The 20,889-nt window shown below is 64.7% G+C and carries 19 protein-coding genes and 1 tRNA gene; 10 read left to right on the top strand and 10 right to left on the bottom strand.

The window, feature by feature from the left end; all coding sequences use genetic code 11:
• The first annotated feature begins 42 nt into the window (after positions 1-42).
• From HMI57_RS13240 to HMI57_RS13225, 4 genes are all read left to right on the top strand, one after another.
• Positions 43-1,479, top strand: a complete 1,437-nt coding sequence (locus tag HMI57_RS13240) for an FAD-dependent oxidoreductase (RefSeq protein WP_171586479.1) — start codon at positions 43-45, stop codon at positions 1,477-1,479.
• Between the two features lie 188 nt (positions 1,480-1,667).
• Positions 1,668-2,189, top strand: coding sequence for an N-acetyltransferase (locus tag HMI57_RS13235; protein ID WP_171586478.1), 522 nt, complete (start codon positions 1,668-1,670; stop codon positions 2,187-2,189).
• Positions 2,190-2,256: 67 nt separating this feature from the next.
• Positions 2,257-2,332, top strand: a tRNA-Leu gene (locus tag HMI57_RS13230).
• Positions 2,333-2,513: 181 nt separating this feature from the next.
• On the top strand, positions 2,514-3,896 hold the full coding sequence (locus HMI57_RS13225; protein WP_171586477.1) for an ABC transporter substrate-binding protein: 1,383 nt from the start codon (positions 2,514-2,516) through the stop codon (positions 3,894-3,896).
• A 603-nt stretch (positions 3,897-4,499) separates the two neighbouring features.
• Here HMI57_RS13225 and HMI57_RS13220 read toward each other — a convergent pair.
• The 5 genes from HMI57_RS13220 to HMI57_RS13200 all read right to left on the bottom strand — a co-directional run bounded on the left by HMI57_RS13220 (position 4,500) and on the right by HMI57_RS13200 (position 10,650).
• Complete coding sequence (locus tag HMI57_RS13220; protein WP_228721115.1) at positions 4,500-5,915, bottom strand: HNH endonuclease signature motif containing protein; 1,416 nt, start codon at positions 5,913-5,915, stop codon at positions 4,500-4,502.
• Positions 5,916-6,426: 511 nt separating this feature from the next.
• Entirely contained in the window at positions 6,427-7,167 is a 741-nt protein-coding gene (locus tag HMI57_RS13215) for an ABC transporter ATP-binding protein (protein WP_171586476.1), read from the bottom strand.
• On the bottom strand, positions 7,164-8,309 hold the full coding sequence (locus HMI57_RS13210; RefSeq protein WP_228721104.1) for an ABC transporter ATP-binding protein: 1,146 nt from the start codon (positions 8,307-8,309) through the stop codon (positions 7,164-7,166). The genes HMI57_RS13215 and HMI57_RS13210 overlap by 4 nt, the downstream gene beginning before the upstream one ends.
• The gene (locus HMI57_RS13205) at positions 8,306-9,286 is read right to left on the bottom strand and encodes a branched-chain amino acid ABC transporter permease (protein WP_171586475.1); all 981 of its coding nucleotides are present in this window, start codon (positions 9,284-9,286) and stop codon (positions 8,306-8,308) included. The genes HMI57_RS13210 and HMI57_RS13205 overlap by 4 nt, the downstream gene beginning before the upstream one ends.
• 11 nt (positions 9,287-9,297) lie before the next feature.
• Positions 9,298-10,650, bottom strand: a complete 1,353-nt coding sequence (locus tag HMI57_RS13200; protein ID WP_171586474.1) for a branched-chain amino acid ABC transporter permease — start codon at positions 10,648-10,650, stop codon at positions 9,298-9,300.
• A gap of 271 nt (positions 10,651-10,921) precedes the next feature.
• On the opposite strand from HMI57_RS13200, the gene HMI57_RS13195 reads away from it, so the two are divergent.
• A complete protein-coding gene (locus tag HMI57_RS13195; RefSeq protein WP_171586473.1) occupies positions 10,922-11,788 on the top strand; it encodes a Bax inhibitor-1/YccA family protein in 867 nt (288 codons plus the stop codon).
• Positions 11,789-11,877: 89 nt separating this feature from the next.
• On the opposite strand, the gene galK is transcribed toward HMI57_RS13195, so the two are convergent.
• The 3 genes from galK to HMI57_RS13180 are packed head-to-tail and all read right to left on the bottom strand — an operon-like array spanning position 11,878 to position 14,962.
• Positions 11,878-13,032 (bottom strand): galactokinase, encoded by a 1,155-nt coding sequence (galK, locus tag HMI57_RS13190; protein WP_171586472.1) that lies wholly within the window; start codon positions 13,030-13,032, stop codon positions 11,878-11,880.
• On the bottom strand, positions 13,029-14,156 hold the full coding sequence (galT, locus tag HMI57_RS13185) for a galactose-1-phosphate uridylyltransferase (RefSeq protein ID WP_171586471.1): 1,128 nt from the start codon (positions 14,154-14,156) through the stop codon (positions 13,029-13,031). Before galT ends, galK begins: the two co-directional genes overlap by 4 nt.
• Complete coding sequence (locus HMI57_RS13180; protein WP_171586470.1) at positions 14,153-14,962, bottom strand: DeoR/GlpR family DNA-binding transcription regulator; 810 nt, start codon at positions 14,960-14,962, stop codon at positions 14,153-14,155. The genes galT and HMI57_RS13180 overlap by 4 nt, the downstream gene beginning before the upstream one ends.
• 152 nt (positions 14,963-15,114) lie before the next feature.
• Here HMI57_RS13180 and HMI57_RS13175 point away from each other — a divergent pair, with 152 nt between their 5' ends.
• Genes HMI57_RS13175 through HMI57_RS13165 form a run of 3 tightly spaced genes read left to right on the top strand, consistent with a single transcriptional unit; the run spans position 15,115 to position 18,205 of the window.
• A complete protein-coding gene (locus HMI57_RS13175; protein WP_171586469.1) occupies positions 15,115-16,356 on the top strand; it encodes an AI-2E family transporter in 1,242 nt (413 codons plus the stop codon).
• Positions 16,353-17,606, top strand: a complete 1,254-nt coding sequence (gene ilvA / locus HMI57_RS13170) for a threonine ammonia-lyase (RefSeq protein ID WP_171586468.1) — start codon at positions 16,353-16,355, stop codon at positions 17,604-17,606. Before HMI57_RS13175 ends, ilvA begins: the two co-directional genes overlap by 4 nt.
• A 2-nt stretch (positions 17,607-17,608) precedes the next feature.
• Complete coding sequence (locus tag HMI57_RS13165; RefSeq protein ID WP_171586467.1) at positions 17,609-18,205, top strand: rhomboid family intramembrane serine protease; 597 nt, start codon at positions 17,609-17,611, stop codon at positions 18,203-18,205.
• Between the two features lie 8 nt (positions 18,206-18,213).
• Here the strand turns inward: HMI57_RS13165 and greA are convergent, their stop codons facing one another.
• Positions 18,214-18,711, bottom strand: coding sequence for a transcription elongation factor GreA (gene greA / locus HMI57_RS13160; RefSeq protein WP_171586466.1), 498 nt, complete (start codon positions 18,709-18,711; stop codon positions 18,214-18,216).
• A gap of 256 nt (positions 18,712-18,967) precedes the next feature.
• A complete protein-coding gene (locus tag HMI57_RS13155; RefSeq protein ID WP_171586465.1) occupies positions 18,968-19,414 on the bottom strand; it encodes a DUF4307 domain-containing protein in 447 nt (148 codons plus the stop codon).
• 67 nt (positions 19,415-19,481) lie between these two features.
• Here HMI57_RS13155 and mca point away from each other — a divergent pair, with 67 nt between their 5' ends.
• Together mca and HMI57_RS13145 are read left to right on the top strand one after the other, a co-directional pair.
• Complete coding sequence (gene mca, locus HMI57_RS13150) at positions 19,482-20,411, top strand: mycothiol conjugate amidase Mca (protein ID WP_171586464.1); 930 nt, start codon at positions 19,482-19,484, stop codon at positions 20,409-20,411.
• Between the two features lie 133 nt (positions 20,412-20,544).
• Complete coding sequence (locus HMI57_RS13145) at positions 20,545-20,811, top strand: hypothetical protein (RefSeq protein WP_171586463.1); 267 nt, start codon at positions 20,545-20,547, stop codon at positions 20,809-20,811.
• The last annotated feature ends 78 nt before the right edge of the window (positions 20,812-20,889 follow it).

The following is a 20,889-nucleotide window of genomic DNA, read 5'->3' as shown; positions in this document are numbered from 1 at the left end:
AGAGTTAGTGAAGATTTTCACAAAGTCCGGTACCATCGAAGCATGGCACTGAATCAACAGTTCTCCGATCGTCCGCGCATTCTTGTAGTCGGTGGCGGCTACGTAGGTCTCTACGTCGCCCACAAGCTACAGAAGAAGGTCAAATCCCACGGTGGCATCGTCACCCTGGTGGACCCGCTGCCCTACATGACCTACCAGCCGTTCCTCCCCGAGGTGGCTGGCGGCAACATTGAGGCCCGCCACGCGGTGGTGTCCCACCGCACGCACCTGAAGCAGACCGAGCTGATTACCGGCAAGGTCACCGGCATCGACCACTCGCGCCGCACGGCGATGATTGCGCCTGCCGATGGGGGTGAGCCTTTCGAGCTCACCTACCGCGACGTCGTCATGGCCGCCGGCTCCATCACCAGGACCTTCCCGATCGACGGTCTGAAGGACCAGGGCATCGGCCTGAAGACCATTGAGGAAGCGGTAGCCCTGCGCAACCAGGTCCTCGAGCGGATCGAAACCGGTTCGCTGATGGACGCAGGTCCCGAGCGTGACCGCGCGTTGACGTTCGTCGTCGTCGGCGGTGGGTTCGCGGGAATCGAAACCATCACCGAGATCGAGGACATGGCCCGGGCGGCCGTGAAGAAGAACGACCGCCTGGAGCACGCCGACCTGCGGTTCGTCATGGTGGAAGCCATGGGCAGGATCATGCCCGAGGTCACCGAACCTCAGGCTGTCTGGGTGGTCGCGCACCTGCGGTCCCGCGGGATCCAGGTCAAGCTGAACACCTCGCTGGCCAGCGCCGTCGACGGGCGCCTGAAGCTGATCAACATGCCTGACAAGACCCCAGCGGACGAGTTTGAGACCGACACCCTGATCTGGACGGCTGGCGTACAGGCCAACCCGATGGTCAGGTCCTCGGACTTCCCAATCGACGAGCGTGGCCGCCTGCGTGCCAACGCTGAACTCCGGATCACCGGCGACGATGGGCCCATCGACGGCGCCTGGACCGCTGGCGACGTCGCAGCAGTACCCGACCTCACCGGTGGAGGCGTTGGCGGGTTCTGCGTTCCCAACGCACAGCACGCAGTCCGGCAGGCCAAGTTGCTCGCGAAGAACATCTACGCGCAGAACAACGGCGTCGGCCGGGTCAAGGAATACAAGCACAAGAACCTCGGTGCAGTGGCCGGATTCGGCCAGTACAAGGGTGTGGCCAACATTATGGGCTTCGGGATGCGCGGACTCCCGGCCTGGTTGGCACACCGTGGCTACCACGGCATGGCGATGCCGATGTTCGAGCGGAAGTTCCGGGTGGTTTCGAACTGGATCCTGAGCTTCGTCTTCGGGCGCGACACGACCCAGCTGATGGACCTGCAGACGCCCAAGCGGCAGTTCCGTGAAGCGGCCACCCCGCCGCCGAAGAAGGCTGAAGCACCAGCCAGTGCTGGTGCGGCGAAAGCCGACTCCTACGGCGCACCAGCGAAGAGCTAGCCCACCCTGAGTGGCGTTGACGGCGGTACGTGTCCTTCCGGGCAGGTGCCGCCGTTGTCGTTGGGCCCGCCGGTGTTGTGTACCCAGCCGATTCCGCTGAGCAACCACTCCTTCGCCGCAGTGCGCTGCGCGAGGGAGGTGCGGACTCGAACTGACGGTCAGCAGCCCGACCCGCTAGCTTTGGTTGTATGAGCCTCACCATCCGTTCGGAGACCCCGGCCGACCGTCAACAGATTTTCGGCCTGCTGGCCATTGCGTTCCGGGTTCCGTCGGACCCTTCCGCCGAGCCGGTTGAAGTGGGTCTTACCCGTGAGTTGCTGGCCGGTGCAGACTATGTACCGGATCTTTCGGTGGTTGCCACGGTGTGCGACGTGGTGGTCGGCTACGTCATCACGACGAGGGCACGGATCGGGGCGGTACCCTCCCTGGGGTTGGGACCCATCGGGGTGCTGCCCGCATCCCAGGGGCACGGAGTGGGATCGGCGCTGATGGTCGAGTCACTCCGTCGGGCGGAGGCGCTCGGAGAGACATCGATCGCGTTGCTCGGCGATCCGGGGTTCTATCACCGGTTTGGGTTCCAGCCTGCGACGGGGCTCGGGGTTGCGGCCCCCGACCCGGCCTGGGGCGACTACTTCATGGTTCGGGCAATCGGTGGCGTCACGATTCCTGTCGGCGAGTTTGTCTACGCCGATCCGTTCTCACGGCTGTGAGCACGCGGTGGCTCCCCCGGGGTACTGGAGGATCACGTATTCTGGAGGGGACGATCAGCCCGTTACCGCCCCAGTAGCCCAATGGCAGAGGCACCAGACTTAAAATCTGTTCAGTGTCAGTTCGAGTCTGACCTGGGGCACCACTGACCCTCCCGAAGCTGTTGATTCGGCAGGGGTTTCGATCCTTTTGTGGCGAGCGTTACAAGGATGTGACCGGAATTGCTTAGTTTCGACACATTTTTGCATTAGCTTTTCTACATACCAGGAACACCTGGTGATCGCATCAAAGGCGCACAAAGCCTTTCGGTCGAGGAGAAAAAATACATGACTGCAACACGCAACTCCGTGCGGTTTGGCATTGGAGACAATGCACCGCGCGTAGCGAAGGTCGCTGCCCTGGGGCTGGGCATCGCGCTCTTCGCATCTGCCTGCGGCGGATCGACTCCTGAAGGAGACGGCGGAGAAACCTCAGCCGCACCCGCCGCCACCGGGCTGAGCTGCCCGGAGAGCCAGGGCGGGGAAGCCCCCGAGGCCAACCCGAAGGGTGACCCCGCAGCTGTCCCCGAGGCAACCACCACTTCTGATACCCCACTGACTCTGGGCACGCTTCTGCCAACCACCGGTGCACTCGCGTTCCTCGGCCCACCCGAGATCGCCGGCACAAACCTGGCAGTCCAGGAAATCAACGAGGCAGGCGGTGTACTCGGCCAGGACGTCGAAATCATCCACCGTGACTCGGGCGATACCACCACCGACATCGCCACCCAGTCAGTCACTGACCTGCTGTCCCAGGACGTCAGCGCCATCATCGGTGCCGCATCTTCGGGTGTTTCCCGCACTGTGATCAACCAGATCACCGGTGCCGGAGTCATCCAGATCTCGCCGGCCAACACGGCTCCCGACTTCACCGACTGGGATGACAACGGCCTGTACTGGCGCACCGCACCTTCCGACGTGCTGCAGGGCCGCGTGCTCGGCAACTACATCATGGAGTGTGGCGCCCAGACCGTCGGTATGGTCACCCTGAACGATGCCTACGGCACCGGACTCCAGGGCTTCATCAGCGAGGCTGTTGAAGGCGCAGGTGGCCAGGTCGTCGCGAACGAGATGTTCAACGAGGGTGACTCACAGTTCAGCAGCCAGGTCGACGCAGTCGTCGCTGCAGAGCCTGACGCCATCGTCGTCATCAGCTTCGACCAGGCAACCAGCATTGTGCCGCTTCTGACCGCTCAGGGTGTTGACCCAAGCACCCTCTTCCTCGTCGACGGCAACACTGCCGACTACAGTGCTGATCTGGATCCAGGAACCATGGAGGGTGCACAGGGCACCATTCCTGGCCCCTTCACCGGTGACGCGTTCCAGGAAGCGCTGCTCGAGATCGATCCAGCTCTCACCAGCTGGAGCTACGCAGGTGAAAGCTACGACGCGGCGAATGTTGTTGCGTTGGCAGCTGAGGCTGCAGGATCCACCGATGGCGAGGCCATCGCTGCCGAACTGCAGGGCGTTACCGGCGAAGGCGAGAAGTGCTACGACTTCGCTGCCTGCGTCACCCTGCTGCGCGACGGCGAAGACATCGACTACGACGGTATCTCCGGTCCGATCACGTTCGACGAGAACGGTGATCCTACCGAAGCGTTCATCGGTATCTACGCGTTCGACGGCGACAACATCCCACAGCCGAGCCGCTCCGAAACCGGACAGCTCTAGAGGGACGGGTCAGCTCGTGCTGAACTCCAGCCCGGCTGACAACTAGCTCGACACTCGCACCACAAACGGTCGTTGCTACCCCTGATCCAGGGGTAGCAACGACCGTTTTGCTATGTCTGGAGGGCCCCGGTGTGCTATCTAGGGGCGGACTTGAGGACTGGGGCCTCTTACTGGGCATCTGGAGTGGCTACAGGCCCCTTGAGGAGCCCCGGGGATATCAGGGTTACCTTGCCCTGTTAGGCGGCTCGCCGGGCGCAAGGGTGGTCTGAGGGCCCCGCTACGTGGAGCCCGGGTGCGTGGATGAGGAGTTGTTGCGGAAGGGGACGCGGTTGTCTGGTCACGGGCACTCTGGTCACGGGTGCTCTGGTGACGAGCGCCGTGTAGGACGAGGTTGTTTGGCGCTGGGCGCTTCGTCGGGACAGGCCTGCGTGGAACCCAGCGTTGTCTTTGGTGGGGACACGTTCCTTTGGGGCGATGTGGCTGTCTGGTCACAGGCACTCTGGTCACGGGCACCGCCTCGATCCGCGACTTCCCGGAGCCGGACCGACGAGGAAGAATGCGCGGCGTGGAGGGGCGGACTCTGCCTAAAGGAGGGGGCTCTGCCTAAAAGGGTGGTGGTTCTTCTGGGGGTGGCGCTGGTGGTGGGTCTGGTCGGGTGACATAAGTGTGACCGGCGGGTGAGATGGCGATGATCATTCCGGGTTCGGGTTGACGGTAGTGCCAGTAGCCTTCGGATTTGAGTTTGTGGTGGCGTTTACACAGCGCGGCCAGATTCGAATAGCTGGTTTTCCCGCCGCTGGCCCAGGGTGTGGTGTGGTCGAGTTCGCAGAACACCGCCAACCGGTTACATCCCGGATGCCGACACGTCCGATCCCTGACCCGGACCGCGTCCTGCAGGTCCTTGGGGACCCGGTAGGTGGTGGCATCGGCCCCAAGCCTCGCCCCCGTGAACGGGTGGGTAAGAATCCGGGTGAACGATGGGGCATGCCCGGCGAGTCTCCTTGCCGTCTCAGGGTCAATCGGCCCGTAGCCTTCCAGCTCACCTGGCACATCCCCGCCCAGGAGTGTGGAGACCGGGACGGTGACGAACACCTTCGCCTGCACACCCCAAAAGGCGCCGCTGTCCTTCGGGCCAGTGGGGTTACTGTCGCCGTCAGCGATGTGCCCGGTGGCTCCGGCGCTGGTAAGCACATCGACCAGGACGTCAGCCCGCAATTGGGTGAGCGTCCGTGACTCCTCGGCGCTCTGGAGGTGGCGGGCTGCGGTGTCGACGCGGTGGAAGATTCCGGCCACCTGCTCAGTGGGAAGGAAAGCATGAAGCCAGGCCATTCCGTCGTAGTCCGGGGCGACGTATACCCGCCGGTCCTGGATAGCCTTGCGCCGCCGCACTGTGATCGATTCAGGGTGCAGGGTTTCGCGTAACCGGACCGCCTGATAGCTGAACTTCGCGACCGTCAGCTCACAGGCCAGATCGATCAGTTGGGCCTCGAACCCGGCACACACCCCGGGCACCGTGTCGGGGATGCTGATCGCCTCGCCGACCACGGCTACGGCATGACGCCTGGTGATCTTGCCGTCTTCAAGGGCCCGTAGGGTCGACTGGTAGTCCCGGACCAGGAACTCACTGTTCTCGATCAGTGCCCCCGCGGTCCGATCCGGCAGGCGCAGAGCCGCGCCAATCTCGGAAGCCGTCAGCGTTCGGCCGAGGTCCTGCGCTGCCTCTTCCACTCCCGGGCATTCCGTCCGGATCAAATCCCACAGATGGGTGACCGCTTTGGCTTCCTGCGCATCAACCCATGACCGCAACCCATCCAGAGCCTTCATCACCTCAAGCGTCTGCGACGCATCTGAGTCCACCATCGCGGCCAAAGACACCCAACCCGTCAACACCGAGTCACCAAGAGGAGCTGATTCGCCAGAAGGAAGAGCCTTCTTGGTTGCGGTGGTGGGGCCGCATGGAGCTGTGGTTGCGGGTGCTGTTGCAGTGGTTGGGTAGGGCTCGGCCACCGTATCTGCCATGTCGGCCACGTCGGATGCCTTGGGAGAGTCAGCCGCAGGGGATGGGCCGGGTGCGGACCACACAGCGCCCTCACCCAGTGGTCCGGCCGGGCCGTAGTCTGCAGTCCTCGCCCCGGAGGGAGAACCGTGGGGGCGGCCGCCGTCGGGCGCTGGACCGGTGTCAGGAGCGGGCGGAAATCCGGTCCTCGAAGCAGAAGAATTGCTGCTTTTCATACCCTTAGTCCATCATCGAGCACCGACATTTTTAGGGGTGAATCGGGCATCTGGATGAAACTTTTTCAGACAATCTCTTGGGTCCCGAAGCCTCGTGAGACACCCCTCCCACAGCAACGCGCCGGCTACCCCAGGGAAGACCCACGAACTCCGCTGATGACGCAGCTAAACTCCCCACCAGACGGCGCGGGGAGGAATGGAGGAGAGAGCGTCGACTGGGGGCTGGCTGGCAGATGACAACGAAAATGCCCGGTCGGGATCTCCAGTGAGATCCCGACCGGGCATCGACGAAGCCTGGTTACGCTGTGTCCGCGAGCGTCCCCAGGTACAACTGGATTACCTTCGGATCCTTCATCAGCTCGCGCCCGGTTCCCGTGTACGCGTCCTTGCCCTGATCGAGGACATACGCCCTGTCACAGATCTGGAGGCACCGACGTGCGTTCTGCTCGACCATGATCACCGACACCCCGGCGCGGTTGATCTCGTGCACCCGCAGGAACGTCTCGTCCTGTTTGACGGGGGACAGGCCCGCAGAGGGCTCATCCAGCAGGAGCACCGCCGGATCCATCATGAGCGCGCGGCCCATCGCCACCATCTGCCGCTCACCACCGGAGAGCGATCCAGCCCGCTGAGCACGCCGCTTTCCCAACTCGGGAAAGAGGTCGGCCACAAACTCGAACCGCTTCTTGAAGTCCTTGGGGCGCTGGTACATGCCCATCTCAAGGTTCTCCTCGATGGTCAACGACGCGAACACGTTGTTGTTCTGGGGTACGAAGCCCACCCCCTGGCTGACCAGCTTGTTCGCCTTGAGACCGGTAATGTCCTTGTCCCGGACCACTACTGTGCCTGAATGGACCTTCACCAGTCCGAACATGGCCTTGAGCAGCGTCGACTTACCGGCACCATTGGGTCCAATGATGCCGATCAGCTCGCCGGAGCGGGCCTCGATGCTGCAGCCGTTGAGGATGTTGACCCCTGGCAGGTACCCGGCCACCAGGTCGGTGACCTTCACTACCGATGTGCTGTTGTCCTCGCTCATGGTCGGGTCTCCTTGTCATCCGGTGCTGTGTCTGGACTCGCTGCGTGCGCGCCTCGGGTGGAAGGACCTGTCGGGTCTGTCAGTTCATCCGCAGGGCCAGCCGAGTGAGCACTGTCCGCAGGACCAGCCGCGTGGGCACCGCCCGCAGGGCTGTCCGCAGGAGCACCGTCTGCATGGACCCCACCGGGATGGGCGAGGATGCCAGCGTCGGCTGTGCCAACCACCGACTCCTCGTCCTGAGCGAGTTCCACTTCGAGCATCTCGACGCCCTTGGAATCGCCCAGGTCGACGTCGTGATGGGCGCCGAGGTAGGCGTCAATCACTGCCTTGTCCTTCATCACCACTTCCGGAGGACCTTCAGCGACGATCTTGCCCTCAGCCATCACCACCACCCAGTCGGCAATGTGCCTGACCATGTGCATGTCGTGCTCGACAAACAGCACGGTCATACCTTCGGCCTTCAGGTTTTTGATGTGATCCAGCAGGGACTGGGTGAGTGCCGGGTTGACGCCAGCCATCGGCTCATCGAGCATCACCAGAACTGGCTTGACCATCAGGGCGCGGGCCATTTCGAGCAGCTTGCGCTGCCCACCGGACAACGACGCAGCGTAATCGTCCTTCTTCGCGTCGAGTTTGAACTTCGCAAGAAGGACATCCGCCTGCTCGGTGATCTCCTTCTCCCGCTTGCCCCAGAGCCCTTTGAACAGCGCCCGGGCGAGGCTCTCGCCCGGCTGGGCGGTCGCCCCGAGGCGCATGTTCTCCATCACCGTCAGCTTGCCCATCACCTTGGTCAGCTGGAAGGTGCGGACCATTCCCATCCGGGCCACCTTGTAGGACGGCACGCCAGCAATGCTTTTGTCGTCGAACTTCCACTGTCCGCTGTTGGGGGTGTCGAACCCCGTCAACAGGTTGAACAGGGTGGTCTTTCCGGCACCATTCGGTCCAATGAGGGCAGTGATCTTGTTGCGGGGGACCTCGAGGTACTCGACGTCGACGGCGTTCATCCCACCGAAGTGCCGGGTCACCTTTTCCGCAACCAGGATCGGATCCCTCTTACGGCACCCCGGCCCGGTCTCGCCGGTGGTGATGTCGCGGGAATCGGTCATGTAGTCGACCGCCTGCGTCTCTCGTGGTTCGGTCATGCGAACGCCAGCTCCTTCTTGTTACCCAGGACGCCCTGGGGTCTAAACACCATGAGCAGCATCAGCGCGACGCCGACCAGGATGTACCGCAGTTGCCCTGCCTGGACGTTGGACAGGAACGTGATGGCGCCGATCTCAATGGCGCCGTACAGCAGCCCCTGGGTCAGGGACAGCACCACCCAGAAGATCATGGCGCCGATCACCGGTCCGAGAACCGTCGCCATCCCTCCCAGCAACAGACAGGTGTACAGGAAGAACGTGAGCTCGGTGGCGTAGTTGGCTGGCTGCACCGCTCCACGGGGGAGGGTGAAGATCATGCCGGCCAGGGAGCCGAGGAGACCACCGATAACGAGTGCCTGCATCTTGTAGGCGTACACGTTTTTGCCCAGGGCGCGGACAGCGTTCTCGTCCTCCCTGATTCCCTTCAGGACCCGGCCCCACGGGCTGCGCATCAGCAACCATACGGTCAGGCAGGCCAGTGCAACGATGGTCCAGCCGACGATCCTGATCCACAGGTCCCGCTCATTCATGGAGATGGGACCCACGTTGTAGGACCCCGGCGCGAGCGGGTTCAGGGCGAAGAAGCCGTTTTCGAAGTTGGCGAGCCCGTTGGCCGAACCGGTGACGTCGGTGAGGCCGTTGGTGGTGACGATGTACCTGACGATCTCCGCCGCGGCGATCGTGACGATCGCCAGATAGTCGGCGCGCAGGCGCAGCGTGGGGATACCCAGGATGAGCGCGAACAGCACCGAAGCGGTCAGTGCGACGAGGACGGCCACCGGCAGGGGAGCGTTGAACGTGAGGGTGGAGATGGCGTACCCGTAGGCACCCACCGCCATGAAGCCGGCCTGGCCGAAGTTCAGGAGGCCGGAGTAGCCGAAGTGGACGGCCAGACCGAGTGCCGCAAGAGCGTAGGCAGCGGTGGTTGGGCTGATCATTTCGCCGAAGGCGAGTGCAAGAATATTTCCGAAATCCATGATGTGAGCCCCTAACCGACGCGCTCTTTGCGGCCGAGGATACCCTGCGGCCGGAACAGAAGAACCAGGATCATGATCAGGAGCGCTCCCACGTACTTCAGGTCCGCCTCCAGCCAGATGGTTGAGATTTCGACGAACAGTCCCACGATGATCGAGCCGATGAGGGCACCGAACACGGTGCCGAGTCCGCCGAGCACGACGCCGGCGAAGATCAGCAGCAGGATCTGCTGGCCCATGTTGAAGGAGACGCCCGGGCGGTAGTACGCCCACAGGATGCCTCCGAGGGCAGCCAGCGCTCCGCCGACCATCCACACGATCCGGATGACCCGGTCGACGTCGATCCCCGAGGCTGCCGCCAGCGCCGGGTTATCCGACACGGCTCGGGTGGCCTTGCCAATCCGGGTGCGCAGCAGGAGGAACCCGACCAGCAGGATGATCACCAGGGAGATCAGCAGCGAGTTCAGGTTGTTCTGCGAGATGGACACCGGACCGAAGTCCAGGCGCGCGCTCTGCGCGCCGGGCAGCTGCTGGGTGGCACCACCGAAGTTGAACTGGATGATGTACCTCAGGGCCAGCGCCAAGCCGATGCTGACAATCATCATGGGGACAAGACCAGTGCCACGCCGGCGCAGGGGCTTCCACAGACCGGCATCCTGCACCCAGCCAAGGAGCGCGCCAGCAACCACCGCCAGCGGTATGGCGACGAAGATGGGCAGCCCGATGGCTGCGAAGCCGAACGCGACGACTGCTCCAAAGGTGACCATCTCGCCGTGCGCGAAGTTGGTGAGGCCTGTGGTGCCGAAGATCAGTGACAGTCCGACGGCGCTCAGGGCGAGCAACAGGCCGAAGCTGAGACCCGCCAGGGTCCGCTCAGCGAGCGTGTCCCAGAAGCTGGTGGTGTTGGCGACGATCCCGTCGCCGAACAGGAAGAGGGTGGTGACGTTTGAGGTTCCCGCGAAGGTGACCGTCCGGGGGTTGGCCTGGCCCTCGGCGAGGGCTGTCCCCTCGGGGAGGGTGTCCACCTCAAGGGTCACCTCGTAGGCGCCCTGTTCCGGCACGCCGATCGACCAGGATCCGTTGGCTGCCGAGGTGGTTTCGCCGTCGAACCCGTTGCCCGAAACGGAGATGGTCACATCAGGGAGGGGTCCATCGGCGTTGCGGAGAACACCACTGATCCGGTCGGAAAACTCCTGGGCCACGATCTGGCCGGCGGGAAGGGACGACGATGCCACCGCGCTGGGTGCGGCGGGGGTGCCCGGGTGGTAACCCTGGGCAGCAGGGGCACTGAGTAGCAGGACGGCTATGAGCCCGGTCGCAAAAACCAGCAGCCTCCTGATCCACGCAGGCGTCGGTCGGGTTATCAAGTTATGAACCTCGCTATGGGGCTGCCCCGCCTGAGGGTTCAGCGGGGTAGGACGGCTTGCGGGCACGTGTCTTGTGACACATGTCACCGAGTGTGAGTTCATGTTACCCGCGCCATGTTTCACCTGATACCCAAACGGCTACCGGCGGGTAGCGATTAGGTAACAACTCTGCCCCGAGCAGTGCTGCCCGGGGAACAAAATGACCCGTAAACCGTTGACATTGGTAAGGTTAAACACACGTATATCATCCCCCGATGGAGGACTAGTTCACATGGCACTTGGCGGTAACCCGGTATTCAACGGAAAGAACTTCCGTACCGCTGCTCGCGGCAACAACCCGGCAGGGGCACCAGCAGGGTACGGTTCGACGGCGCTCGCAGGCCAGAGCGCAATGAGCACCACCCAGATGGAAGACCTCTACAACCAGCCGTCAGCTGGTCCATCCCAGATGGGGCGGATGACCTTCGACGATGTGATCGTCAAGACGGTCCTCTCGATCGGCGTCGTCCTGGTGGGCGCAGCGGTCCCAGCCTTCCTGCTCCCCGGCCTGGTCATGCCCCTGATGATTGTCGGCATGATCGGCGGCCTGGTCCTTGGCCTGGTCAACGCCTTCAAGCGCGAACCGGTCCCTGCGCTGATCCTCGCTTACGCGTTCCTGCAGGGTCTGTTTGTCGGCGGTCTGACGATGATCCTGGAGGCACAGTTCCCCAACATTGCGCTGCAAGCCCTCCTCGGCACACTGACAGTCTTCGCCGTCACCCTGGTGCTGTTCCGCAGCGGCAAGGTCCGGGCGACCCCCAAGGCGATGAAGATCTTCATGATCGCCATCATCGGCTACGCTGCGTTCAGCCTGATCAACCTCGGCCTGATGCTGTTCGGGGTTAGCGAAGATCCATGGGGCCTGCGCGGAGCGAGCATCCCAGGCACCGACATCCCGTTCGGGCTGGTCATCGGCATCTTCGCGATCGGTCTTGCCGCCTTCTCTCTGGTCATCGACTTCACTTCGATCAGCGACGGCGTCCGCAACGGAGCGCCCCAGAAGTACTCCTGGACGGCAGCGTTCGGTCTCACAGTGACCCTGATCTGGCTGTACGTGGAGTTCATCCGCGTCATCGCGATCATGCGGGGCAACGAGTAGCCTCACCGGTCTGACACGACCAAACTTCTAACGAAAAGGGACCCACAGCGAAGGCTGTGGGTCCCTTTTGCTAGGTGCCAGGTACGGGGTCAGGCGAGGCGACGCGCACCGTCGTCGGGAAGCACCGCGAAAATCGACGGTGCCACATAGCCCGCCGTCGCGAACGCGTCGGTGACCGCTGTGGTGACGCGGTCGACGTCGTCGGTGGGTGTGAGCGCGATGGCCGAGCCACCAAACCCGCCGCCGGTCATTCTGGCACCGAGCGACCCGTTGGCCCGCGCGGTGTCGACGGCGAGATCCAGCTCGTCGCAGGAGATTTCAAAGTCGTCGCGCATCGACGAGTGGCTCACATCGAGCAGCTGGCCGATCGCCGCCGGACCCTTGTCGGCGAGGACCTTGACTGTGTCCTGCACCCGCTCGTTCTCGGTCACGATGTGCCTGACCCGCCGCAGGGTCTCCTCATCGAGGATTCCGGCGGCCGCCGCAAGATCCGCGATCGACAGGTCGCGCAGGGATGCCACCCCCATCAGCTCTGCTCCCCGCTCACAGGACTTCCGCCGGTCCGCGTACCCGCCGGTCGAATGCGAATGGCTCACGTGGGTATCGATGACCAGCAGCGTCAGCCCTTCCTCCTGCAGCGGGAACGGCACCAGCTCGGACTCCAGGCTGCGGCAATCCAGGAATACGGCGTGGCCAGCGCGGCCCCGCAGCGACGCCGTCTGGTCCATGACGCCAGTGGGGGCACCGACCATTTCGTTCTCCGCCCGTTGGCCCACAAGGGCCAGTTCGGACGCCGAGAGCCCTGCGTCGACCAGGTCGTTGGCCGCTACCGCGACGGCGCATTCAATCGCCGCCGACGAGGAGAGCCCAGCACCGACCGGCACACTCGAGTCGATCAACAGGTCAAACCCGGGGAGCCGGTGCCCCGCCTGCTCCAGGGCCCACAGCACACCTACAGGGTAGGCAGCCCACCCATCGACGCTGCCCGGATGTAGCCCGTCGAGGTCCACCTGGACCTCGTCGCCCTCGCCAAGAGTGGAAGCCACCCTCACAGTCCGGTCCTGGCGTGTCGCCGCAGCGACCAGTGTGGAGTGGTTGATGGCGAAAGGCAGCACAAAGCCCGAGTTGTAGTCGGTGTGTTCGCCGATCAGGTTGACCCGGCCAGGAGCGGACCATACCCCCGCCGGTTCGTACCCGAACCGGTGGGTGAATGCGGTGGCGAGATCGTGGGATGGCCCGGTCATGACTGGTCCTTTGCAGTTGTCCCGACGGCGTTGCGAAGGTTGTCCGCGACCAGTTCAGGGGTGGTGTCATTGATGAATGCGCCCATGGCGGCCTCGGAGCCGGCCAGGAATTTCAGTTTGTCTTCGGCCCGGCGGGGCGAGGTGAGCTGCAGGTGGAGGCGGCTGGCAGGTCGCAGCAGCGGGTCAAGGGGTGCCTGATGCCAGGCCGCGATGTACGGGGTGGGGGTGGAGTAGAGGCGGTCCACGCGTCCCAGCAGGTCCAGGTAGATGGTGGTCAGCTCGTCGCGTTCCGGGTCGGTCAATGCTGCCAGGTCCGCGACCTGCCGGTGCGGCACCAGATGGACCTCGAGGGGCCAGCGCGCAGCGAACGGGACGTAGGCGCTGAAGTGCTTGCCCTCGATGATCATTCGCGCGCCCGAATCACGTTCGGCTTTCAGCATTCCCGCCAGCAGGGTCTCCCGGCCGTCGGCGGCGTCGTAATACTCCCGCGCCGCGCGGGCCATCACCGTCGAGCGGGGCGGAATGAAGGGGTAGGCGTAGATCTGGCCGTGGGGGTGCAACAGGGTGACCCCGATATCGGCGCCGCGGTTCTCGAAGCAGAAGACCTGTCGGATCCCGTCCAGGGCGGACAGGGCTTCCGTCCGGTGCGCCCACGCGTCAATCACTGTCCTGGCACGCTCGGGAGCCAACGACCCGAAAGAACCCTCGTGGGCCGAGTCGAAGGCCACTACCTCGCAGCGCCCATGCGCCGGAGCTGTGGTTCCCCAGCCGGCATCGGCCGGAAGTGCGCCAAGGGAAGGACCGAAGGAGGAGAAGCGGTTCTCAAACACCACCACCTCGTAGTCCGGGGCAGGAATCTCCGACAGGTTGCCGGCAGTGGTGGGGCACAGGGGACACTGGTCGGCCGGCGGCAGGTGTGTTCGGGACTGCCGGTGCGCTGCGACCGCCACCCATTCCCCGGTCAGGGCGTCAAAGCGTGCATCACCGGTGGCACCCCGGGCGGGAAGGTCCCTAGTGTCAGCGACGGCCGAGCGATCACGGTGGAGGGCCGCAGACTCGCCGGTGGCGTCGAAGTAGATCAGCTCGCGGCCGTCAGACAGCCGGGTGGGGGTGACCAGGGTCATGGGTGGGTTTCCTTGGAGGTGGGGGTGTCGGGAGTGAGCACGGTGGTGTGGAGAACAAGGTCGGCGAGCTGGTCCGGGCCGACGGCGTCGCCCGCGGTGACGAGACATTCGAGCTCGGCCAGGTCGACGATCTGGGCCAGGGCTACGACGCCGATCTTGGTGGAGTCAGCGAGGACCACCAGCCGCGCGCTCTGGCGGGCGAAAGCGCGGTTGGTTTCGGCCTCCGCGAGGTTCGGCGTCGTGATGCCGGCGGTGGCATCCACTCCGTGGACCCCCATGAAGCAGAGATCGACGTTGAGTAGACCGACAGTGGCGGTGGCGAGCGGACCCACCAGGGCCTCCGACGGCGATCGTTCCCCGCCGGTGAGGAACACGCTGAGGTTGCGGCCACGGTCCTGGGCGGCCAGACCGTTGAGCAGGTCGGCGACCGGTAGCGAGTTGGTGAGCACCGTGAGGGGGCCGAGGTCCGGCAGGAGGGCAGCAAGCTCATAGACGGTGGTGCCCCCGGTGAGGGAGATGGTCATGCCGGGGGTAATCAGTCGGCTCGCTGCCAACGCTATCTGCTGCTTCGCCTCGCGCTGCCGGCCGGTGTTGGCCGAGAACCCTGGTTCGGCGGCGCTCAGCGTCTGCGGTCGGGTGGCACCGCCGTGGACGCGGGTCAGCGCGCCCGCCGCCTCCAGTGCGTCAATGTCACGGCGGATGGTCATCTCGGACACGTCGAACTGCTCGGCAAGCCGGGTCACGCGGACGGCAGGACTGGTCACCAGTTCGGCAACAATCGCGTCCCGTCGTTCGGCGGCAAGCATCCATATCTCCTGAAGGTAACTTTTTCGAACAAAGTCAAACATATCCGATAACCGACGGTGGCGGAAAACCCTCAGCCGGCTGCCGCGTAACAAGGGCCGAGGGCCCGCCGTCCCAATGCCTGATGGTCGGCAACGTGTGGAAGGATGACAGCATGAATCGCCCCTCTCAGCGGAAGGTCCCGGCGGACCTCCAGGGTGCCCCGGCGCAGGTGGCCGGACGTGACCGGTCTGGGGACGTCCCCTATGCGCTCAGCCTGTCAGCGGCCTGGGCCTGGCGGGTGGGGCTGATTGTGCTGGTGGGTGGGATGCTGGTCTGGCTCCTCGGCCATGTGTCGCTGCTGATCATCCCCCTGCTGCTGGCAGCTTTGCTGGCAAGCCTGCTCCTGCCGGTGATGGGTCTGCTACGGAAAGCGAAGCTTCCCAACGGTCTCGCCGTCGCCGTCACCGTCGTCTCGTTCCTGGGCCTGGTGGGCGGCATGGCAACACTCGCCGGACGACAGTTGGCGTTGGGTCTTGCGGACCTGTGGGATGAGGCGCTGGAAGGGATCCGCCAGATCCAGTCCTGGCTATCGGACGGGCCGCTGGGACTGACCACCCTCCAGATCGACCAGTTCATCGAAGAGGTGACGGGAGCCGTCCAGAACAACAGTGGAACCATCGTCACCGGGGTCATCTCGCTGGGAAGCAGCGCAGGCCATTTCGGAGCTGGGGCACTGCTGACCATCTTCGCGCTCATCTTCTTCCTGCTGGAGGGCGAGCGGATCTGGCGGTTTGTTGTAGGCCTGATGCCCCGCGTGGCGCGGATCCCGGTCGACGGTGCCGGGCGGCGCGGCTGGTCATCGATGGCCAACTATGTGCGGGTGCAGATGCTCGTCGCGTTTGTCGACGCGGTGGGCATCGGGGTCGGTGCGGCGCTGATCGGGGTGCCCCTCGCCCTGCCCCTGAGCGTCCTTGTCTTCCTGGGGTCCTTCATCCCCATTGTCGGAGCCCTGTTCACCGGGCTGGTGGCCGTCCTGCTGGCCCTGGTGGCCCACGGCTGGGTCAACGCTCTGATCATGCTGGCCATTGTCCTGGTGGTGCAGCAACTCGAGGGGCACGTCCTGCAACCCCTCATCATGGGGCCGGCCGTGTCGCTGCACCCGCTGGCGGTAGTGCTGGCGGTGGCCGGTGGCACCTTGATCGCGGGGATTCCCGGCGCACTCTTCTCGGTGCCGTTGCTGGCCGTGGTGAATACTGTGGTCCGCTACATCGCCGGGCGCTCCTGGGAGACCGACCCCGCGGTGGGCGGGGTGCCGCCTCCGCCGGACGGGCTCCCGGAACCGCCCGAAGCACCACCCCACAACGACACCCCTGAAGATTCAATCCCCCATGAGACACGAAAGGCCGACCAGTGACTGAGTTATTGGACCTCGCGGTGACGCTCGACGATGTGCAGGCGGCGCAGAAACTGCTCGACGGCGTCATCGCCCGCACCCCCATCGAGGAGTCGCGGGCGCTGGGACGGCTGATCGGCGCCAACGTGTCATTGAAATGCGAGAATCTGCAGCGCGCAGGATCGTTCAAGATCCGCGGAGCCTACGTCAGGATGGCCCGCCTGTCCGACGCAGAGAAGGCCCGCGGGGTCGTCGCCGCGTCCGCCGGCAACCACGCCCAGGGCGTGGCCGTGGCGGCCGCACGGCTCGGCATCACCGCCCGGATCTACATGCCGTTGGGGGTCGCGCTGCCCAAGCTGGCAGCCACCCGTGGCCACGGCGCCGAGGTGATCCTGCACGGGCACAACGTTGATGAGGCTCTCGCTGAAGCGAAGCGGTACGCGGAGGAGACCGGCACCGTGTTCGTGCACCCGTTCGACAACGTCGACGTGGTGGCCGGGCAGGGAACCATCGGCCTGGAAATCCTTGAACAGGTGCCCGACGTCGACACCATCCTCATGGGGGTGGGCGGCGGTGGGCTGCTGGCCGGCGTCGCCGTCGCCGTCAAGGCCAGGGCGCGGGAACTGGGCCGGGAGATCCGGATCATCGGGGTGCAGGCGGAGAACGCGGCAGCCTACCCGCCGTCGCTGGCAGCCGACGCGCTGGTGCCGTTGACCAAGGTATCGACCATCGCCGATGGCATTGCGGTGGGCCGGCCCGGCCAGTTGCCGTTCTCCATCATCAAGGAACTGGTCGACGATGTTGTCACTGTCACCGAGGATTCGCTGGCGCGGGCACTGATCTTCCTGCTGGAGCGCTCGAAGATGGTGGTGGAGCCTGCAGGCGCCGTGGGAGTGGCTGCGCTGCTCGACGGCAAACTGACCGAGAACGGTGCCTCACCTGGGAACACGGCGGTGATCCTGTCTGGCGGCAACATCGACCCGATGCTGATGCTGAAGGTCATCCAGCGCGGCCTCGCCGCGGCAGGCAGGTACCTGGTGGTGCGGATGCTCCTGGATGACCGGCCCGGCTCGTTGGCGACCATCTCCCGCATCATCGCCGAATCGGACGCGAATGTGACCGGCGTCGACCACACCCGCGTAGGGGGTTCGATCAGCATGGGGGACGTGGCAATTACCATCAACATGGAAACCAAGGGCGAGGAGCACTGCGAACTCATCCTCAGGAACCTGCGGGCCGAAGGATTCCAGCCCATGGTCATCGAGGGCTGAGCATGCTCGCCGAACGCGCACGCACGGGGCTGTTGACGGTGGGGCTCTTCACGGCGCTGCTGTGGGCCATCCACCTGGTCAATGTCCTGACCGGAACGCGTCTGGTCGGCTGGCTCGGCATCGACCCCCGGGAGCTCGAGGGCCTGGACGGCATCCTGTTCGCCCCGCTGCTCCACGCGGGCGTCGGACACCTGGTCAGCAACACCTTCCCGCTCCTGGTGCTGGGGTTCCTGACCTTCCTCGAAGGTGCGAGGCGCTTCTCCGTCGCGGTCGCCGCCAGCTGGCTCGGTTCGGGGATCGGCGTCTGGATCTTTGGTGGAGGCCTCACCATCGGTGCGTCCGGGGTGGTGTTCGGCCTGTTCGCCTACCTGATCGTCCGTGGCTTCTACAACCGCAGCGTGCGCCAGATCCTGCTCGCCGGGGTGCTGTTCCTGATGTACGGCTCCATCCTGTGGGGCGTCCTGCCCTCGCCGGGATCCAACGTGTCGTGGCAGGCCCACCTGTTCGGAGCGCTCGGCGGACTACTCGCTGCGCTGGTACTGAAACGGCGGCCCGCCCCCGAGGGGACGGACCGCCGTCGGCAGTCAAACAGGCGCTAGGGGCTGGCTCAGCCGACGTAGGGCTTGGCCGACAGGACCTCAACCTCGATGGACTTGCCGTTCGGGGCCGTGTAGGTGACTTTGTCGCCTGACTTCTTGCCCTGGATGGCAGCGCCCAGCGGTGACTTCTCGCTGTACACGTCGATGTCGGTATCCCCGGCGACCTCGCGGCTGCCCAGCAGGAAGGTGGAGTCGTCGCCGGCGATCTTGGCGTGGACCAGCATGCCGGGCTCCACGATGCCGTTGTCCTCGGGAGCCTCGCCGACGTGGGCGTTCTCCAGCAGGGCGGTGAGCTGGCGGATGCGGGCCTCGGACTTGCCCTGCTCCTCCTTGGCGGCGTGGTAGCCACCGTTCTCCTTCAGATCCCCCTCGGAGCGGGCCTGTTCAATGCGGGCAACAACCTCGGTCCGGCCCGGGCCGGAGAGATGCTCCAGCTCAGCCTTGAGGCGATCGTAGGACTCCTGGGTAAGCCATGCGACAGGTGCACTGTTGGTGGACACGGGCATCTCCTTAGCTATGTCCGGAACCCGACATACAGGAGGCTCCGGCATGGTGACAGCCTGCACAACGAGATGTAAGCAGGCTTAGCAACAAATAAAGGCCCCACCCTTGGATGACCACATACACCGTTGATCACCGGTTGGGGAGAGCCGAACGTATTGCCTCAAGTGTAGTCGGCTTCGTGGGGTTAACCCAAGGTAGTTCTGGGGGGCCATGCCGGAAACGTAGTGAAAATGAGACGTAGCGGCCGTTGCGGACAGCCTACGGAGAGGTCGTGTCTTCCAGTATCCAGCAGGCGTTGACCCCGCCCGATACGCCGATGGTCTCGGTCCTCAGAGAGGTGCGGTGCGCGGTGGTCCGGCCGCCGTCGGTGCCTTCATCAATGCTGTTCGGGCCGATCTCGACCACCTGCCAGCCCACCACTGCATAGGTCTCGCTGAGCACCTGAATGGCGCACTGCACAGTGGTTTCGGGGGCCTTGGTGACCTCGTAGTCGACGCTTGCGCGCCCGGCGTCCTGGATGTTGAAGCCCACGTCCTTGCTCGAGACCTCGGGAATGGAGGTCTGCACGCTGAACACGGCTGTGGCCAGCACCGCGACGCCGAGGGTAATCCAGATCAACCGCTTCCAGGCCCGACGCGACAATCCCGGCTTGGGGGTGCCGTAGCGATTGGCTACTCTTGATACTGGCGGTTGGTTGGTATCCATCGCACACCATTTTATCCCCGCCGGAATTTATTGCCTAAAGCGATTAACCAAACCACAGGAGCAGTCGTTGCCCACCCCGGAAAACACCCCATCATCCAGCGCGTCCGCACCGGGCCAGGGATATCGCCTGCTGGCAGTCCACGCCCACCCCGACGATGAGTCAAGCAAGGGTGCGGCAACCATGGCGCGGTACGCGGCCGAGGGCGTCGAGGTCATGGTAGCCACCTGCACCGGTGGGGAACGCGGTGACATCCTCAACGAAAAGATGGCAGGCGAAGCCCACGCCCTGCGTGACCTGGCCGGGCTACGACGGCTGGAAATGGCGCAGGCCGCCAGCGAGCTGGGCATCAGCCAGCGCTGGCTGGGTTTCACCGACTCGGGCCTGCCCGAGGGCGACCCCCTCCCGCCGCTGCCCTTCGGCTGCTTCGCGCTGCAGCCCCTGGAGCGCGCGTCGGCACCGCTGGTGAAGCTGATCCGCGAGTTCCGCCCGCACGTCATCCTGAGCTACGACGAGAACGGTGGCTACCCTCACCCGGATCACATCATGGCCCACAAGGTCGCCGTCGAGGCCTACCATGCAGCGGGTGACCCTGACCGGTATCCGGGCACCGGGGAGGCCTGGACGCCCTCCAAGCTGTACTACGACCGCGCCTTCAACCCCGAACGGTTCCGTGCTCTGCACGAAGCACTGGAACGGGCTGGCCTAAAGTCGCCCTATGCGGAGCGGATCGCGGCCTGGCTGGAAGCCGACTCCGAGGGCCATCAGGCCCCGGCACCAACCCACGAGACCACCACCCAGATCGAGTGCGGCAAATTCTTCGAACATCGCGAGCGTGCGCTGCGCGCCCACCGCACCCAGGTTGACCCGGAGGGCTTCTTCTTCGCCGTCTCTTCAGACCTGCAGCGGGAGGTCTGGCCCTGGGAAGACTACTCACTGATCGACTCCCGTGTGGAAGCTACACTGCCCGAAGCTGACTTCTTCGCGGGCATAGAATAGGTAGGTCTGGCCCTGTGGCCCGTCCTTCCCCTGAAAGTGGTGCATTGTGAATTACCTGCTCAACCTGGCGTCTGCCGTGAGCCCCACTCCCGATCAAGAGGACGGGCTGAGGCCGGGACTTGATCCTTCCCAGGTGACTCCCGGACTGCTGGGGTTCCTTGCCACCCTGGTGCTGGTAGTAGCTGTCATCTTTCTGGTCAGGGACATGTCCCGCCGGATCCGGCGCGTGCGCTACCAGTCGATGGCGGACGACGCGACGTCGGACGGCTTAATGTCGGACGGCGTCAAGCCGGACGGCACGAAGCCGGATGGGACGAACGGCAGGTCCGACGCCCAGGGCCCCTCCGGTGCACCGGCTTCCTCAGACGATCGTCCGGGGTTCACGCCGCGCGACCGCTAGGCGGGCACCGGCGGGTTTTCCGGGCTCAAACCTGCCGGGCCCAAACCTGCCGGGCCCAAACCAGCCGAGCCCAAACCT

The organism is Arthrobacter sp. 260 (assembly GCF_013116745.1).
GTDB lineage: Bacteria > Actinomycetota > Actinomycetes > Actinomycetales > Micrococcaceae > Arthrobacter_D.
The sequence above is the reverse complement of the archived record's forward strand: the minus strand, read 5'-3'. Positions and strand labels throughout refer to the sequence as shown.

What these genes read in the sequence shown, in the direction of transcription:
- HMI57_RS13240 (WP_171586479.1), top strand. Translation starts at nt 43, where the DNA reads ATGGCACTGAATCAACAGTTCTCCGATCGTCCGCGCATTCTTGTAGTC.
- HMI57_RS13235 (WP_171586478.1), top strand. Translation starts at nt 1,668, where the DNA reads ATGAGCCTCACCATCCGTTCGGAGACCCCGGCCGACCGTCAACAGATT.
- HMI57_RS13225 (WP_171586477.1), top strand. Translation starts at nt 2,514, where the DNA reads ATGACTGCAACACGCAACTCCGTGCGGTTTGGCATTGGAGACAATGCA.
- HMI57_RS13220 (WP_228721115.1), bottom strand. Translation starts at nt 5,915, where the DNA reads ATGGCAGATACGGTGGCCGAGCCCTACCCAACCACTGCAACAGCACCC.
- HMI57_RS13215 (WP_171586476.1), bottom strand. Translation starts at nt 7,167, where the DNA reads ATGAGCGAGGACAACAGCACATCGGTAGTGAAGGTCACCGACCTGGTG.
- HMI57_RS13210 (WP_228721104.1), bottom strand. Translation starts at nt 8,309, where the DNA reads ATGACCGAACCACGAGAGACGCAGGCGGTCGACTACATGACCGATTCC.
- HMI57_RS13205 (WP_171586475.1), bottom strand. Translation starts at nt 9,286, where the DNA reads ATGGATTTCGGAAATATTCTTGCACTCGCCTTCGGCGAAATGATCAGC.
- HMI57_RS13195 (WP_171586473.1), top strand. Translation starts at nt 10,922, where the DNA reads ATGGCACTTGGCGGTAACCCGGTATTCAACGGAAAGAACTTCCGTACC.
- galK (WP_171586472.1), bottom strand. Translation starts at nt 13,032, where the DNA reads ATGACCGGGCCATCCCACGATCTCGCCACCGCATTCACCCACCGGTTC.
- galT (WP_171586471.1), bottom strand. Translation starts at nt 14,156, where the DNA reads ATGACCCTGGTCACCCCCACCCGGCTGTCTGACGGCCGCGAGCTGATC.
- HMI57_RS13180 (WP_171586470.1), bottom strand. Translation starts at nt 14,962, where the DNA reads ATGCTTGCCGCCGAACGACGGGACGCGATTGTTGCCGAACTGGTGACC.
- HMI57_RS13175 (WP_171586469.1), top strand. Translation starts at nt 15,115, where the DNA reads ATGAATCGCCCCTCTCAGCGGAAGGTCCCGGCGGACCTCCAGGGTGCC.
- HMI57_RS13165 (WP_171586467.1), top strand. Translation starts at nt 17,609, where the DNA reads ATGCTCGCCGAACGCGCACGCACGGGGCTGTTGACGGTGGGGCTCTTC.
- greA (WP_171586466.1), bottom strand. Translation starts at nt 18,711, where the DNA reads ATGCCCGTGTCCACCAACAGTGCACCTGTCGCATGGCTTACCCAGGAG.
- HMI57_RS13155 (WP_171586465.1), bottom strand. Translation starts at nt 19,414, where the DNA reads ATGGATACCAACCAACCGCCAGTATCAAGAGTAGCCAATCGCTACGGC.